This window comes from Yinghuangia sp. ASG 101, from assembly GCF_021165735.1.
GTDB lineage: Bacteria > Actinomycetota > Actinomycetes > Streptomycetales > Streptomycetaceae > Yinghuangia.
The window spans coordinates 5,527,624-5,543,438 of the sequence record NZ_CP088911.1 but is presented as its reverse complement, the minus strand read 5'-3'; the positions used below and the strand labels follow the sequence as shown (position 1 = coordinate 5,543,438).

14 protein-coding genes are annotated in these 15,815 nt (G+C 74.2%); 4 read left to right on the top strand and 10 right to left on the bottom strand.

Going from position 1 to position 15,815, the window contains the following annotated elements; genetic code table 11:
- Positions 1-153: 153 nt before the first annotated feature.
- Positions 154-3,681 carry a MinD/ParA family ATP-binding protein gene (locus LO772_RS23800; protein WP_231774061.1) on the top strand — a complete coding sequence of 1,176 codons (3,528 nt, stop codon included), beginning with the start codon at positions 154-156 and terminating at the stop codon, positions 3,679-3,681.
- Positions 3,682-3,765: 84 nt separating this feature from the next.
- Here LO772_RS23800 and LO772_RS23795 read toward each other — a convergent pair whose 3' ends face one another.
- The 9 genes from LO772_RS23795 to rimP all read right to left on the bottom strand — a co-directional run bounded on the left by LO772_RS23795 (position 3,766) and on the right by rimP (position 13,105).
- Positions 3,766-4,710, bottom strand: coding sequence for a bifunctional riboflavin kinase/FAD synthetase (locus LO772_RS23795; RefSeq protein ID WP_231774060.1), 945 nt, complete (start codon positions 4,708-4,710; stop codon positions 3,766-3,768).
- A gap of 123 nt (positions 4,711-4,833) precedes the next feature.
- Positions 4,834-5,754 carry a tRNA pseudouridine(55) synthase TruB gene (truB, locus tag LO772_RS23790; protein ID WP_231774059.1) on the bottom strand — a complete coding sequence of 307 codons (921 nt, stop codon included), beginning with the start codon at positions 5,752-5,754 and terminating at the stop codon, positions 4,834-4,836.
- A gap of 103 nt (positions 5,755-5,857) precedes the next feature.
- Entirely contained in the window at positions 5,858-6,988 is a 1,131-nt protein-coding gene (locus tag LO772_RS23785; protein WP_231774058.1) for a DHH family phosphoesterase, read from the bottom strand.
- Positions 6,985-7,461, bottom strand: coding sequence for a 30S ribosome-binding factor RbfA (gene rbfA / locus LO772_RS23780; RefSeq protein WP_231774057.1), 477 nt, complete (start codon positions 7,459-7,461; stop codon positions 6,985-6,987). The genes LO772_RS23785 and rbfA overlap by 4 nt, the downstream gene beginning before the upstream one ends.
- A gap of 33 nt (positions 7,462-7,494) precedes the next feature.
- Entirely contained in the window at positions 7,495-7,788 is a 294-nt protein-coding gene (locus LO772_RS23775) for a DUF503 domain-containing protein (RefSeq protein ID WP_231779692.1), read from the bottom strand.
- Positions 7,789-7,993: 205 nt separating this feature from the next.
- Positions 7,994-11,062 carry a translation initiation factor IF-2 gene (gene infB / locus LO772_RS23770; protein ID WP_231774056.1) on the bottom strand — a complete coding sequence of 1,023 codons (3,069 nt, stop codon included), beginning with the start codon at positions 11,060-11,062 and terminating at the stop codon, positions 7,994-7,996.
- A gap of 150 nt (positions 11,063-11,212) precedes the next feature.
- Entirely contained in the window at positions 11,213-11,527 is a 315-nt protein-coding gene (locus tag LO772_RS23765; protein ID WP_231774055.1) for a YlxR family protein, read from the bottom strand.
- Between the two features lie 9 nt (positions 11,528-11,536).
- Entirely contained in the window at positions 11,537-12,571 is a 1,035-nt protein-coding gene (gene nusA / locus LO772_RS23760) for a transcription termination factor NusA (protein ID WP_231774054.1), read from the bottom strand.
- Positions 12,572-12,574: 3 nt separating this feature from the next.
- The gene (rimP, locus tag LO772_RS23755; RefSeq protein ID WP_231774053.1) at positions 12,575-13,105 is read right to left on the bottom strand and encodes a ribosome maturation factor RimP; all 531 of its coding nucleotides are present in this window, start codon (positions 13,103-13,105) and stop codon (positions 12,575-12,577) included.
- 216 nt (positions 13,106-13,321) lie between these two features.
- Between rimP and LO772_RS23750 the strand changes: the two genes are divergently transcribed.
- The 3 genes from LO772_RS23750 to LO772_RS23740 are packed head-to-tail and all read left to right on the top strand — an operon-like array spanning position 13,322 to position 15,245.
- Positions 13,322-13,810 (top strand): hypothetical protein, encoded by a 489-nt coding sequence (locus tag LO772_RS23750; RefSeq protein ID WP_231774052.1) that lies wholly within the window; start codon positions 13,322-13,324, stop codon positions 13,808-13,810.
- On the top strand, positions 13,807-14,331 hold the full coding sequence (locus LO772_RS23745) for a ferritin-like domain-containing protein (RefSeq protein WP_231774051.1): 525 nt from the start codon (positions 13,807-13,809) through the stop codon (positions 14,329-14,331). The genes LO772_RS23750 and LO772_RS23745 overlap by 4 nt, the downstream gene beginning before the upstream one ends.
- Positions 14,328-15,245 carry an aminoglycoside phosphotransferase family protein gene (locus LO772_RS23740; protein WP_231774050.1) on the top strand — a complete coding sequence of 306 codons (918 nt, stop codon included), beginning with the start codon at positions 14,328-14,330 and terminating at the stop codon, positions 15,243-15,245. The genes LO772_RS23745 and LO772_RS23740 overlap by 4 nt, the downstream gene beginning before the upstream one ends.
- A 20-nt stretch (positions 15,246-15,265) precedes the next feature.
- On the opposite strand, the gene LO772_RS23735 is transcribed toward LO772_RS23740, so the two are convergent.
- Positions 15,266-15,799, bottom strand: coding sequence for a GNAT family N-acetyltransferase (locus tag LO772_RS23735; RefSeq protein ID WP_231774049.1), 534 nt, complete (start codon positions 15,797-15,799; stop codon positions 15,266-15,268).
- Between the last annotated feature and the right edge of the window lie 16 nt (positions 15,800-15,815).

The window sequence follows — 15,815 nt, the reverse complement described above, 5'->3', positions numbered from 1 at the left end:
TTCTGAGGGATCTCCCGCGCGCTCCGGCCGACCTGGGATTGCCCCGCCCGGGTTGAATAGTGTGGGGCTTCCCATGACGGGATTTTGGCCCGGAACGCCGGAGGCGGAGAACGGGGCGCCCCACCCGCCTCCGGATGATCGGAAGGACCCGCGGTGAGCAGCGAGCAGGACGGCAGGCACATCGACACGCCCGCGCCCGACGAGGAAGAGGAGTGGTCGGGGCCCGACTTCACGATGCCTTCGTGGTACGGCCAGTCCTCGCATCAGGCCCCCGCCGATCCGCATCCCGATCCGCCCTCCGGCGACCGGGCCGGTGCTCCCCAGGCGAGCCCCTACGTCGCGCCGGTTCCCCAGGATGCCGTGACGGATCATCAGAACTCCGGCATTCCCGGCGCGTTCGCCGCCGGAACCGACCAGGCGCCCCAGAGCGGCGCGCCGTCCTGGGCCCCACCCGGATCGGCGCCGCCCGCGGGCACCCCGGACTCGGGCGGCCAGGACTCCCGGAACGAAGCCGCGCGTCACCAGACCCCGCAGAACCAACCCCCGCAGGACCAGCCCGAGCACCAGGCGCCCACCCGTCTGCTCCCGCAGATCACCGACGACATGCCGCCGCCCCCCGGCTATCAGGGCGGTCCGGTCGCGCCGGGCGCGGGAGCACCGGTCGTCCCGCCGCGCCCGACGACTCCTCCGGTGATCCCCCCGCAGCCGACGTCGCCGCCCGGCGGCGGGCCGTCCTGGACGCCGCCCACGGGACGGCAGCAGCCCGGGCCCGAGGCACAGGAGCCTCAGTGGCACGCGCCCGGCTCCCCCACCGCGCAGCCGAACCCGGTGCGGTACCCGGGGCAACCGCAGTTCCAGCCGCCGCAGGGCTGGCAACCGCAGGGGCCCGGGGCGTACGGCCGCACGGACACGGGCCCGGGGCAGGCCGCGGATCCGGCCCACGGCGCACAGCAGCCCGGGCAGCCCGGGGCGTACGGGCAACCCGCGCAGTCGCCGGAGTACCACCAGCCGCAGCCCGGCCCCGACCCCTACGCCCAGTCTCCGTACGGCGGCCCGCCGGTCGGCCGCACTCCGCACCCCGGCCCCCCGCCGACCGCTCCCGAGCAGGCCGGCGAAGCGGCGGGCCCCCGGCCCGTCGCGTGGGAACCTCCCGCCGACCGGGCGCCGGACGTCCCCGCCGAAGACCCCCCGAGCACCGCGGCACCGGACGCGGACCGCTCCGGCGACGCGGCCCCCGCGGCTCCGGCAGCTCCCGCCACCGACGCCGGGCCCGCCGACGACGCGCGCGCCGAGGAGCCGCCGTCCCCCGCCCCCGCGCCGGTGCCCGAGGCGACGCCCGAGGACGACGCGACCGCGTGGGCCCGTGACACGCTTCGCGAACTCACCTCACGCAACAACCGGTCGCGGGAACCGGATTCCGCCGCGGAGACGAACGCGGTCGGCCCAGCGACGGAGGAGGCCGACCGGCCCGATTCCGCCCCGACGCCGTCCACCGAACCCGGCAACGCCCCCGTGTCGGCCACGGACCCCGCTCCTGAGCAGGCCCCGCAGGCCACCGCACCGCGCGCCGACGCCGACGCCGACGCCGACGCCGACGACAGCCAAACCGACGGCGACGACTCCGGCGCCCCGGTCTCCGCCGACGGCCCGATCCGGCCGGACGCCGCGTGGGACACGGGCCCCACGAGCACTCCGACGCCCCCGGCCGCCGAGCCGCCGAGCGGCCCCGGAGCCCCGTCGTGGCAGAGCTTCCGGCCGGGTCCGCAGGCCGCCCCCGGCGGGACGACCCTCCCGGACCGCCGCCCGACGGAGCCGCAGCCGACCGGCTCCGCGGCGCCGGAGAGCGTCGCCGCCGACGCCGGCCAGGCGGCACACGGTACGGAACCGGAACCGGCGCCCCCCGCGCGCTCCGGCGTGCCCATCACGCGCCGCCCACCCGAGACGGCCCCCCAGGCCCCCGGCACGCCCCAAGGCACCCCTTGGGGCGACGGCGGAGCGGGCGACCAGGCGGCCCCGACGCCGCACGCCCCCACGTCCCCAGCCGCCGGGCCGCCGGCTCCCGGCCCGGACGGACCGCCGTCGGCACCGCGGACCGCCGACGCCGACCGCTCCGGCCCCGGAACCGCGTACTCCGCCCCCGGCGCCCCTCACCACCCGGCCCCGCCCCCGGAAGGCGACCGCTCGGGTCCCGGCGCCGCCGACCGGTCAGGCCCCGGAAACCCCTACGCGTCCGCCCCGTACTCGCCGCAGGCCCCCGGGAGCGACCACTCCGGCCCCGGTGCCGAGCGGCCCGCCCCCGGAAACCCCTACGCGTCGGCCCCGCACGGCGGCCCCGGCCTCCACCAGCCCTACGCCGCGGCCCCCGGCGCTCCGACCGGCGAGCCCTACGGGCAGCACCCCCCGCAGCAAGGCCAATACCCGCCCCCCTCCGGCGACTCGCAGCCCGGCGCGTGGCAGCAGCAGCCGTACGCCCCGCCGCACGGCGCCCCCGGCCGCCCGCAGCCCGGAGCCGCCGCCCAGCCGGATCCGGGATGGGGGCCGCACGACCCGCAGGCCGGCCGGGCCGTCGGCGGCGCGCCACTCGGGTACACGGCCGCCGTCGAGCTGACGTCCGACCGACTGCTGCGCCGGCAACCCCAGCCGCAGACGAAGCGCACGACCTCGCGTTTCCGGATCGGCGGGCGCGCCGCCGAGCAGAAGCGCGCCGAACAACTGACCCGCATCCGCACGCCTGTCCTGGACGGCTACCGGATCGCGGTGATCAGCCTCAAGGGCGGCGTCGGCAAGACGACGACCACGACGGCGCTCGGCGCGACGCTCGCGAGCGAGCGGCAGGACCGCGTGATCGCGATCGACGCCAACCCGGACGCCGGGACACTGGGCCGCCGGGTGCGCCGCGAGACCGGGGCGACGATCCGCGACCTCGTCACGGCGCTGCCGCGCCTGCACAGTTACATGGACATCCGCCGGTTCACGTCGCAGGCGCCGAGCGGTCTGGAGATCCTGGCCAACGACGTCGACCCGGCCGTCTCCACGACGTTCGACGACGCCGACTACCGCGCGGTGATCAGCGTCCTGGGCAAGCAGTACCCGATCATCCTCACGGACTCGGGCACCGGCCTGCTCTACAGCGCGATGCGCGGAGTGCTCGACCTGGCACACCAGTTGATCATCGTCAGCACGCCCAGCGTGGACGGTGCGACGAGTGCCAGCACGACGCTCGACTGGCTGGTGGCACACGGCTACTCGGACCTGGTCGCCCGCAGCATCACGGTGATCTCCGGGGTGCGCGAGAGCGGCAGGCTGGTCAAGACCGAGGACATCGTCGCGCACTTCCAGACCCGCTGCCGCGCGGTCGTCGTCGTGCCGTTCGACGAACACCTGTCCGCGGGCGCGGAGTTGGACCTCACGATGATGCGCCCCAAGACGCGCCAGGCGTACTTCGAGCTGGCGGCCGTCGTCGCGGAGGACTTCGCCCGCACGGCCCCGGTCGGCGAGCCGTGGCAGCAGAACGCCTGGGCGCCCGAGCAACAGCCGTACTACCGGCAGCAATACGGCACCCCGCAGCAACCGGCCGCACCGCAGCCGCCGCAGCACCAACACCCGCAACAGCAGCCGCAGCCGGGTCAGCAGCCCTACCCCGGGCAGGCGTGGCAGCAGCCCGGCCCCCCGCAGGGCTGACGGCAGAGGACCGGAATGCCGAGGGGCTCCCACCGCGCGGGTGGGAGCCCCTCGGCCGTCGGCCCCTCGCCGGCGGCTCCGCCGTCAGGCCGCCGCGTCGTACGCGTCGACCAACTCGCGTGCCCGCTTGACGTCGTCGGCCATGCGCTCCAGCAGCGCCTCGATCGAGTCGAACTTCTCCATACCGCGCAGCCACGCCAGGAACTCGACGCTGACGTGCACGCCGTAGAGGTCCAGATCCGTGCGGTCGAGCGCGTACGCCTCGACACGGCGCTCGGTGCCGTCGAACGTCGGGTTGGTGCCCACCGAGATCGCCGCGGGCAGCCGCTCGCCCGCGATGACGAGCCAGCCCGCGTACACCCCGTCGGCCGGGATCGCGGTGTAGGGCAGCGTCTCCAGGTTGGCCGTCGGATACCCCATCTCGCGCCCGCGCTGGTCGCCGCGCACCACGACGCCCTCCACGCGGTGCGGGCGGCCGAGGATCTCCCGGGCGCCCGCGACGTCGCCCTCGCCGACCCGGGCGCGCACGACCGTCGAGGAGAACACCGTCTCCCCGTCGGTGTACAGCTCCGGCTCGACCACGGTGAAGTCGTATCGCGCGCCCAGTTCTTCGAGCAGCGCGACGTTGCCGGTGGCCTTGTGCCCGAAGCGGAAGTTCCGCCCCTCGACCACGATTTGCGCGTGCAGCGCGTCGACCAGCACCTGGCGGACGAAATCCCCGGCGTCCAGGCGCGAGAACTCCAGCGTGAACGGCAGCACCAGCACCGCGTCGACGCCCAGTTCCGCCATCAGCTGCGCGCGCCGGTGATGGGGCGTCAGCATCGGCGGGTGGCTCCCCGGCCGGACCACCTCGCTCGGGTGCGGGTCGAAGGTGACGACGACCGACGGCAGTCCGCGCTCGCGCGCGATCTCCACGGCCTGGGCCATCACCCGCTGGTGCCCGCGGTGCACACCGTCGTACGACCCGATCGTGACGACGGAGCGCCCCCAGTCGGTTGGGACGTCCTCCAAGCCCCGCCAGCGTTGCACCTGACCGCTCCTCGTGGTTCCTGCGCCCGGTTCCTCGCGACACCGTGTGGCACGTCGCAGGACCAAGCCTGCCATGAACACGGCACCGCTCTCGCCCGGCCCCGGTTCACCGCTCCGGGGCGGTCAGCCGACGAACACCGCGACGGGCTTCGCCTGCCCCCGGCTCTCCTCGACGAGGGCGAGGAACGCCCCGTCGGGACCGAAGACGGCGATCGGGCCGGGTCCGCCTCCCTCGGAGCCGAGGCGCCCGCCGTGCGAGACGACGCGCGCCTCGTCGGCGGTGACGTCGCGGCGCGGGAACGCGGCGGCTGCGGCGTCGGCGATCGGGAGCACCGAGAACGACTCCGCCAGATCCTCCAGCGTGCGCGCGGAGTCGAGTGTGTAGGGGCCGACGGCCGTGCGGCGCAGCATCGTCAGGTGCCCGCCGACGCCGAGCCGGGCGCCGAGGTCGCGCGCGAGGGCGCGGATATAGGTGCCGGACGAGCAACTGACGGTGGCGTCGATGTCGACCAGCCCGTCCGGGGCGCCGTCCGGACCGGGGTGCCGGCGCACGTCGTGCACGTCGAAGCGCGAGACCGTCACGGGGCGGGCGGCCAGCTCGACTTCCTCGCCGCCGCGCACGCGCGCGTACGACCGCTTGCCGTCCACCTTGATCGCCGACACCTTCGACGGCACCTGCATGATGTCGCCGCTCAGCTCGGCGATTCCGGCGTCGATCGCGTCGCGCGTGACGGCCGCCGCGGACACCGTGTCCGTCACCTCGCCTTCCGCGTCGTCGGTGATCGTCGCCTGGCCGAGACGCATCGTCGCCTCGTAGGTCTTCTCGGTCAGTGCGAGGTGGCCGAGCAGCCGCGTGGCCTTCTCGATGCCGAGGACGAGGACACCGGTGGCCATCGGGTCGAGCGTCCCCGCGTGGCCGACGCGCCGCGTCCCGGCGATGCGGCGCATGCGGCCGACCACGTCGTGCGAGGTGAACCCCGCGGGCTTGTCGACGACGACGAGGCCGTCGGGCGGCGGGGGTCCGGTACGGCGGGGCTTGCTCATCGTGGCTGCGGCTTTCTCCGACCGGCGGCCAGGGGCGGACGCACTGGAGCGGTCGGCGCGCTCAGGCCGGCGCGCCGGGGGTCGGCGCCGCCGGGTCGGTGGTTCAGGTGGGCATGGGGTCGGCGGCCGGAGCGTCGGTCACGGCGTCGTCGAGCAGCGCGCGGAATCGGGCGACGACCGCCTCGGGGGGCTCATCGGAGGCGGTGTAGCCGGCCGCGAAGGCGTGTCCGCCGCCGCCGAGCGCCGAGCACACGCGCCCGAGGTCGACGCGCCCCTTGGAACGCGCCGAGACCTGCGTGCGCCCCGCGTCGTCCTGCTTGAGCACGAGCGCGACCTCGGCCTCGGTGCTTTTGCGCACCACGTCGATGACGCCCTCGATCTCGTCCAGGCGGATGCCGTGCGCCTGCCGGTCCTCGCGTGACACGGCCGTCCACACCAGCCCGAGGCCGCGCGCGGCGGCCGGATCGAGCCGCGCGGCGGCGAGCGCGCCGGCGAGCACCTTGAGGTAGCCGAAGCGGCAGGTGTCCCAGATCGCGCGGGAGATGAGGTCGTGCCGGATCCCGGTCTCCAGCAGCCGTGCGGCCATCGCGTGCGTGGCGGGGGTGGTGGCCGCGTACTTGAACGATCCCGTGTCGGTGACCAGACCGGTGTACAGGGCGGTCGCGACGTCGGCGGTCAGCGCGCCGCCGACACGGCGGACCAGTTCCTCCGCGAGCACCGCCGTCGCCGGTGCCCGGACATCGATCAAGTGGTGCGTGCCGAAGCGGGTGTTGGACGCGTGGTGGTCGACCACCACCAGCGCGCCGGCCGCCTTCGCCTTGGCCTCCAGCAGTCCGAGGCGCGCGCTCCCGGCGGCGTCGAAGACCAGGACCAGCTCCGGCGCGTCCGGGACCTCGGCGGGCGGCACGAGGAGGTCTTGGCCCGGCAGGAAGGCCAGCGACGCGGGGACGACCAGGGGGTCGTCACCGTACGACACGTGCACGTCGCGGCCGAGGTCCCGCAGCGCGAGGCCGACCGCGAGTGCCGAGCCGAGTGCGTCGCCGTCCGGGTTGACGTGGGCGAACAGGTCGATGCGCGAGGCCGTGCCGACCAAGGCGACCACGTCGTCCCAGTCGCTTTCGCCCGGCGGTGTCGGCGGCCCCGTGGGCAGGGCGGACGGCGGCGCCGGGGCGCCGCGCTCTTCCATCGCCTTCGGGGGGCCCGGGATTCCGGCCGCCGACACCGTGGGGTTCAACGCTGCTCGTCCTCCTTCGTGGAGTCCCCGCCGCCTTCCGCGTCGAGGTCGTCCTCGCCCGAGGTGCGGTACGGGTCCGCGTCGCCGGCAAAGCTGGCTCCCGCGGCGGTGAAGCGTACCGCCGCGTCGGCCTCCTGTGCCTTGGCCAGCAGTTCGTCGATGTGGCGTGCGGTGTCCGGGACGGCATCGGCCACGAACGCCAGCGTAGGCGTGTAACGCACGCCTGTCTGGCGTCCGACCTCACTGCGGAGGATGCCCTTGGCACTCTCCAGTGCCGCCGCACTGGCCTCCCGCTCGGTCTCGTCGCCGAAGACCGTGTAGAACACCGTGGCTTCCCGCAGGTCGCCGGTCACCCGGGCGTCCGTGATGGTGACGAAGCCCAGGCGGGGGTCCTTGATCCGCCGGTCCAGTGTCTCGGCGACCACGACCTTGATACGGTCCGCCAGTTTGCGCGCCCGCGCGGTGTCGGTCACTGATCCTCCAGCTGTGTCTTTCTCGTGGGGTGCTCAGTCGTCTTCGCCGAACACCCGGCGTCGTGCGGAGAGCAACTGGATCTCGGGTCGCCCGGCGACCTGCCGCTCGCAGTCATCCAGCACGTCGGCGCACCGCTCGACGGTCGCGGAGACCACCGCGATGCCGATCCGGCTGCGCCGGTGTAGATCCTGATACTCGACCTCCGATGCGGCAACGGCATTCTTTCGCTGGAGGTCCGCGAGTATCGGCCGAAGCAGCGACCGTTTCTCCTTCAACGAGTGGACGTCGCCGAAGAGCAGGTCGAGGGTGATCGTTCCTACGAACACGGGCATCACGGGCCAGGCGCCCGGGGGCCATCAGATGGGTCTCGCTCGGGTTGTGCGGTTGTGCTCGATTGTGCTCCGGGGAGACCGGCGGGTGCACCGAATTGCCCTGTACTGCTCGGCAGGGCGCAACGGGAGAGCCCCCCGCGTCGTGGTCGACGCGGAGGGCACCCGTCGGGTACTGCGTGCCGTCGTTCGGCCGGGGCCGTCAGACGCGCGGCTTCTCGCGGATCTCGAACGTCTCGATGCGGTCGTCCACCTTGATGTCGTTGAACGACCCGAGGTTGATACCGCACTCGAAGCCCTCGCGGACCTCGGTGACGTCGTCCTTCTCGCGGCGCAGGCCGTCGATCCCGAGGTTCTCCGCGACGACCACGCCGTCGCGGATGAGCCGGGCCTTCGCGTTGCGCCGGATCTGGCCGGAGGTGACCATACAACCCGCGATGTTGCCCAGCTTGGACGAGCGGAAGACCGCGCGGATCTCCGCCGTGCCGAGCTGGACCTCTTCGTACTCGGGCTTGAGCATGCCCTTGAGCGCGGCCTCGATCTCCTCGATGGCCTGGTAGATCACCGAGTAGTACCGGACGTCCACGCCCTCGCGCTCGGCCATCGTCCGCGCCCGGCCCTCCGGCCGGACGTTGAAGCCGATGATGATCGCTTCCGAGGCCACCGCCAGGGTGACGTTGGACTCGGTGATCGCACCGACGCCGCGGTCGATGATCCGCAGCTCGACGTCGTCGCCGACCTCCAGGTTGAGGAGCGCGTCCTCCAGGGCCTCGACCGAACCGGAGACGTCGCCCTTGAGGATGAGGTTGAGCTGCTGGATCTGGCCTTCCTTGAGGGCCCGGTCCAGGTCCTCCAGCGACACCCTCTTGTTGCGACGGGCCAGCAGCGCGTTGCGGTTCGCCGCGGCGCGCTTCTCGGCGACCTGGCGTGCGGTGCGCTCCTCCTCGACCACGAGGAAGTTGTCACCGGCGCCGGGCACCGTGGTGAGGCCGAGCACCTGCACCGGACGGGCGGGGCCCGCCTCGGCGACCTGGTTGCCGTTCTCGTCGAGCATCGCGCGGACACGGCCGTACGACTCGCCGATGACGAGCGCGTCGCCGACGCGCAGGGTGCCGCGCTGCACCAGGACGGTCGCGACGGAGCCGCGGCCCTTGTCGAGGTGCGCCTCGATCGCGATGCCCTGGGCCTCCTGGCTCGGGTTCGCCTTCAGCTCCAGAGCCGCGTCCGCGGTCAGGATGACCGCCTCCAGCAGCTCGTCGATGCCGAGCCCCTGCTTGGCGGAGATGTCGACGAACATCGTCTCGCCGCCGTACTCCTCCGCGACCAGGCCGTACTCGGTCAGCTGACCGCGCACCTTGGTCGGGTCGGCGCCTTCCTTGTCGATCTTGTTGACCGCCACGACGATCGGCACGTCGGCCGCCTGGGCGTGGTTGAGGGCCTCGATCGTCTGCGGCTTGACGCCGTCGTCCGCCGCGACCACGAGGATCGCGATGTCCGTCGACTTCGCACCGCGGGCACGCATCGCGGTGAACGCCTCGTGGCCCGGCGTGTCGATGAGCGTGATCTTGCGCTCGTCGCCGTTGACCTCGGTCGCCACCTGGTACGCACCGATGTGCTGCGTGATGCCGCCCGCCTCGCCCGCGACCACGTTGGTCTTGCGGATCGCGTCGAGCAGGCGCGTCTTGCCGTGGTCGACGTGGCCCATGACGGTCACGACCGGCGGACGCGGACGCAGGTCCTCCTCGTCGCCCTCGTCCTCGCCCCATTCCAGGTCGAAGGATTCGAGGAGCTCGCGGTCCTCTTCCTCCGGGCTGACGATCTGGACGTCCCAGTCCAGCTCCACACCGAGGTCCTTGAGGTCCTCGTCGGAGACGGACTGCGTCGCCGTCAGCATCTTGCCCAGGTGGAACATGATCGTGACGAGCGCGCCGGGGATGGCGCCGATCTTGTCCGCGAAGTCGGTGAGCGACGCACCGCGCGAAAGGCGGATGACGCTGCCGTTGCCGCGGGGAGCCTGCACGCCGCCGATCGCGGGGGCCTGCATGTTGTCGAACTCTTGGCGACGCTGGCGCTTCGACTTGCGCGCGCGTCCGGGACGACCGCCCGGACGCCCGAACGCGCCCTGCGTGCCGCCGCGACCACCGGGGCCACCGCGACCGCCGCCGGGACGACCCGCGAAACCGCCGCCCCCGGGACGACCGGCACCGCCGCCGCCCCCGGGACCGCCGGGACGGCCGCCGCCGCCCGGACCCGCCGGACGACCCGCGAAACCGCCGCCGGGACGACCCGCGCCGCCGCCCCCACCGGGACGGCCGCCGGGACCGCCGGAGCGGCCCGGGGCACCGCCCGGACGCGGGCCCGGAGCGGGCCGGTTGGGCATCATGCCCGGGTTGGGGCGCGGCCCGCCGGGACCGGCCGAACCCCCCGGACGCGGACCGCCGGGACCACCGCTGCCGCCGGGACGCGGCGCACCGGCACCGGGCGCCTGCGGACGCGGCGGCATGCCGCCGGGACCGGACGGACGCGGACCGCCGCCGGGAGACTGCGGCCGGGGCATGCCCGTGCTGCCCGAGGTGAAGGGGTTGTTGCCCGGACGCGGACCCGCGGGACGCGGGGACGACGGGCGCGGACCCGGGGCACCGGGGCCACCGGAGCGCGAGCCCTGTCCGGGCTGGCCGCCGGGACGCGGGCCCGGCTGACCCGGACGTGCCGCACCGCCGCCGGGGGCACCGGGACGGGCTCCGGGGCGAGGCCCGGACGCACCGGACTGCCCGGGACGCGCGGCGCCGGCACCCTGCGCGGGGCCGGACGCAGCCGCGGGACGCGGACCGGGGCGGGCACCGGGAGTCGGCGCACCGCCGGGACGCTGCCCGGGACCCGGCTGCGCGCCGGGGCGCGGCGCCGCGGGCGGGCGGGCACCGGGCGCCGGGGCGTCGGCACCCGGACGCGGACCCGCGGGCGGGCGCGGGCCGGGAGTGGGAGAACCGCCGGCCGGGCGCGGGCCCGGGCGAGCGGCGGGAGAGGGGGCCGCGGCGGATGCCGGACCCTGCGCGGAAGCCGGGGCCGAAGGGGCCGCGGGCTTGCGCGCCGCAGGACGCGCGGAAGGTCCGCCGTCCTTCTTGAATGCGTCAGTCAATTTGCGTACGACCGGTGCCTCGATTGTCGAGGACGCCGACCGGACGAACTCACCGAGTTCCTGGAGCTTGGCCATGACGACCTTGCTCTCGACTCCGAACTCCTTGGCGAGCTCGTATACCCGGACCTTTGCCACGTCGCTCCTTCTGGTCCGGGGTGGTCGTCCGCCGGACCGTCGCTACCACATGTACGTACTCATCGCGTACTCATCGAGTGCTCATCGCAATCTCGACCTACTTCCGACTCGCGAGGTACTGCCGTTCGTTCATTGCGTTCCATGGCACCGTCATCGCGGCACCACCACCGCGTGCAACCGCTCCGTGTCCAACGGCCCGCTCACACGCAACGCCCGCGGGAACGCCTTCCGGCGTTCCGCTCGGGCAAGACATTCCGGGTCGTGATGCACATGCGCACCGCGCCCGGGCAAGGTGCCGGCCGGGTCGGGGACACACTCGCCCTCGACCGCGACGACCCGCACCAAGTCGGCCTTGGCGGCGCGGGCCCTGCATCCGACACAGGTGCGCACCGGCCCCACCCCTTCGGGCGAAGCCTGTCGCTTGCGTGTAGGAGGGCATGGCGTAGCCCGCGTCCGACCAGACATCAACTAAGTCTACCGCTCCCCGCCCCCACGCGGCTCGGCCCTTCCCTCGCCCGCCCCCGGGCGCCCGCCGGATGGCTCGCCCTCGGTGTCCGGCCGGATGTCGATCCGCCACCCCGTGAGACGGGCCGCCAGCCGGGCGTTTTGGCCTTCCTTGCCGATCGCCAGCGACAGCTGGTAGTCGGGCACGGTGACGCGCGCCGAACGCGCGCCGAGGTCCACGATCTCCACATGACTCACCCGTGCGGGCGACAGCGCGTTGGCGACCATCTCGGCCGGGTCGTCCGACCAGTCGACGATGTCGATCTTCTCGCCGTGCAATTCGGCCATCACCGCCCGGACGCGCGCGCCCATCGGGCCGATGCACGCGCCCTTGGCGTTGAGCCCCGCCCGCGTCGAATAGACCGCCATCTTGGTCCGGTGCCCGGCCTCGCGTGCGATCGAGGCGATCTCCACCGAGCCGTCCGCGATCTCCGGAACCTCCAGCGCGAACAGCTTGCGCACCAGGTTGGGGTGGGTCCGCGAGAGACCGATCGACGGGCCCTTCGGGCCGCGGCGCACCGTGACGACGTAGGCGCGCAGGCGCAGCCCGTGGTCGTAGCGCTCGCCGGGGACCTGCTCGGCGTGCGGCAGGATCGCCTCGACCTTGCCGAGGTCGACCATGACGTTGCGCGGGTCCTTGCCCTGCTGGACGACGCCCGAGACGATGTCGCCCTCCCGGCCCGCATACTCGCCGAAGGTCACCTCCTCCTCGGCGTCGCGCAGGCGCTGCAGAATCACCTGTTTGGCGGTGGTCGCGGCGATGCGCCCGAAGTCGTGCGGGGTGTCGTCGTACTCGCGCATGGTCGCGCCGGTCTCGTCGGTCTCGGCCGCCCACACGGTCACGTGGCCGCTGGACTTGTCCAGTTCGACGCGGGCCCGCGTCCGACTGCCGGGGGTGTGGTGGTACGCCGTGAGAAGCGCCGATTCGATTGCCTCCACCAGGCGGTCGAGCTTGATTTCCTTCTCGCGTTCGAGCGAGCGCAGGGCGCTCATGTCGATGTCCACGTCCTACGCCTCCTCGTTCATGTCGTCGTCGGCGCCCTCGGCGTCGTCCGCGTCCGGGACGACGCCGTCGGAGCCGGTGTCCTTGCGGTTGAACTCGACCTGCACCGTCGCCTTCGCGATCTCGTCGTACGCGAGCCGCCGCGGGGTGCCGTCCACGTCGAGTTCCACGCCGTCGGCGTCGGCGTCGGTCACCCGGCCGGTCGTCGCGACCCCGTCGGCCGACCGGACCGCCACCAGCCGACCCCGCGCGCGGCGCCAGTGGCGCTCCGCGGTGAGCGGGCGGTCGACGCCGGGGGTGCCGACCTCCAGTTGGTACGGCATGCTGCCCATCACATCGGACGCGTCCAGCGCGTCGGACATCCCGCGGCTCACCGCCGCGACGCCGTCGAGGTCCACCCCGCCGTCCGCGTCCACCACGACCCGCAGCACACGGCGCTTGCCGGCCGGGGTGACGGAGACGTCCTCCAGGTCGACCCCGGCACGTGACGCGACGGGCTCCAGCAACCTCCGCAGCCGGTCCCTCTGGGTGCTCATCCGGATGACTCCTCGGCCACGTGTGCTGTTGTCAGAGATCTTCGGGCGGCCGACCGCGGGTGGCCGCCGGAGTACACAACAGTATCCGGTCCGCAACAGTTCGCGTGCACGCCCTGTCGGGCGCCCGACCGCACGGTGGGCGATGCGATAGCGTCCGACTGGACCCGCGCCGTCCGCGGGAAATCGGGTGCGACACGATCAGCGGGAGTCGAAGCAATGCGCGACGCGGGGCCGACGCGCAGGACCGTTCTGGCCGGCCTCGGCGCACTCGTCGCCGCCGGGGTCGGAGCGACGGCCTGCACCTCGGACGACAAATCCGGACCCACTCCCCAGCAGCGCAAGGCGGACGACGACATCCGCGACCGCGCGACCGCCGCCGCGAACACCCTGCTGGACCGCTACGCCGCCGTCGCCGCCGCGCACCCGTCGCTCACCGACCGGCTGCGGCCCTGCTCGGACGCGGTCGGCGCGCACCTGACGGCCCTCGGCGGCGCGCGGACGCCGCCGCCCGCGCCCGGTGCGCCGGCGGAACCCGTCCCCGCGGATGAAGCGGGCGCGCTCGCCGATCTGGCCGCGCGCGAACTCCAGGGCTCCGACGGCCGCCTCGCCGACGTGGCGGCGGCGAGCCCCGACCTGGCCCGCCTCCTCGCGTCGGTCTCGGCCTGCCAGTACGTGCACGCGAAGCAACTCGGGAGTGCGTCGTGACCAACCCCTCGCCCAGTGGCTCCGCGAGTAAGGAGAGCCCGCTCGTACAGGCCCTCCAGGCGCTTCTGGACGCCGAGCACGCGGCCGTGTACGGCTACGGCGTGGTCGGCGCCCGGTCCGACGGCCCCGCGCGGGACCGCGCGCGCACGGCCTACGACGCCCACCGGAACCGCCGCGACGCGGTGGAGGAGCTGATCGTGCGGCAGGGCGGGCGTCCCCGTGCGTCCGCTCCCGCGTACGGCCTGCCGTTCGCGGTCGCCAGCGGAGGCGATGCCGCGCGTCTGGCCGCACACCTCGAGGACGGCGTCTGCGCCCATCTCGCCGACGTGGTGGCGTCCGCCGAGGGCGAGGCGCGCAAGGCCGCCGCGACCTGGCTGCGGGAGGCGGCGTTCGCGGGTACGGAGTGGGGCGGCACGGCCGCCGCCTTCCCCGGGCTGCCGGAGCGCGCCGCCCCCGGCTCGGCGGCGTCCGGCGCGGCGACACCCGCCGAAGCCGCGGCGGACCCGGGCCGGACGTCGTGACGTCGCCGGTCGAGGTCCCCGACAGACTGGTCCGCACGGCGGTCCGCTGGTGCGGCGAGGAGGCCGCGCGCCCCTGGCTGGCGGCGCTGCCCGAGGTTGCGTCGGAGTATCTGGACCGGTGGGGCCTGACCCACGAACGCACGGTCCTGCCCGGCGGGGCGCTGAGTCTGACGCTGCTGGTGCGCCGCGCCGACGGGACCCCGGCGACGCTCAAGCTGGGCTTCGTCGACCGCTACACGGCGCACGAGGCGGAGGCGCTGACGATGTGGGCGGGCCACGGTGCCGTCCGCCTGCTCGACGCGGACGTCCCGCGCGGCGCGCTGCTGTTGGAGCGGCTGCAACCCGACGTCTCGCTGCGCTCGCTGCCCGAGGACCGGGCGATGCTGGAGGCCGTCGAGGTGCTGCGGCACTTGTGGATCGCGCCGCCGGACGACTGCGGGATCGACCTGGTCGCGGACCGCGCGGAGGTCTGGACCCGGTCCATTCCCCGGCGCCACGCGGCTCTCGGCGGGCCGTGCCCGAAGGCGCTCGTCGACGAGGCGGTGAGCCTCTGCTCCGGACTCGCGGCGTCGCAGCCCTCGGCCGTCGTCCTCCACGCCGATTGCCACCACGGCAACATCCTGGCCGCCGAACGGGCCAAGTGGCTGGCGATCGACCCCCGGCCGATGCTCGGCGAACCGGCGTTCGACCTGGGGGCGCTGGTCCGCGACCGGCTCACCACCGTGGTCGCGGAGACGCGTCCGCAGGCCGTGGTCCGGCGCCGGGTGACCTGGCTGGCCGACTCCCTCGACCTGGACGCCGAACGGGTGCGGGGCTGGGCGCTGGTGCAGGCGCTCGCGCTGGGCCTGTGGTGCGTCTCGGCGGGCGATCCGGCGGGCGAGGACCTGCTGTCGGTCGCCGAATGGCTTGCCTGACACCTCGTCACATCGCGGAATCAGTCGACCAGAAGCGGCAGTTCGGCACCCATCACGCAGTAGGGGCGCAGATTGCCGGGGAACAGCACGGGCGCCGCGAGGTCCACGAAGCCGACGCCGTAGTACAGCCGGCGGGCCGGGGTGTCCTCGTCGACCGCCGACAGCAGGACGCGGGCGCGGTCCTGGCCGTGGCAGAGCAGGCTGAGCAGCGTCCGCCCGATGCCGCGGCCCTGCCACTCGGGCAGCACGTGCAACTCGCCGACCACGAAGGCGTCGTCCAGCCAGTCGGCGTACCCGGTCCTGGCGAGGTACGGCTCGATGATCATGCTCCACCACTGGTCCTTCAGATTCGGATAGCCGTATCCGAATCCGACCAGCCCCCCGTCCGCGCCGAACGCCCCGAGCGCGCGCACCGCCGGGAATTCGGCGTGCCTCTGCACTATGCGGCGGCGGATCGCCATCTCGTCCTCGGTCAGCCCGAACGCGCGGGCCTGCACCTCGACCGTCTCGACCGCGTAGTGCGCGAGGTCGATCAGCCGGCACGTCCATTCCATGGCGGGGAACGCTACC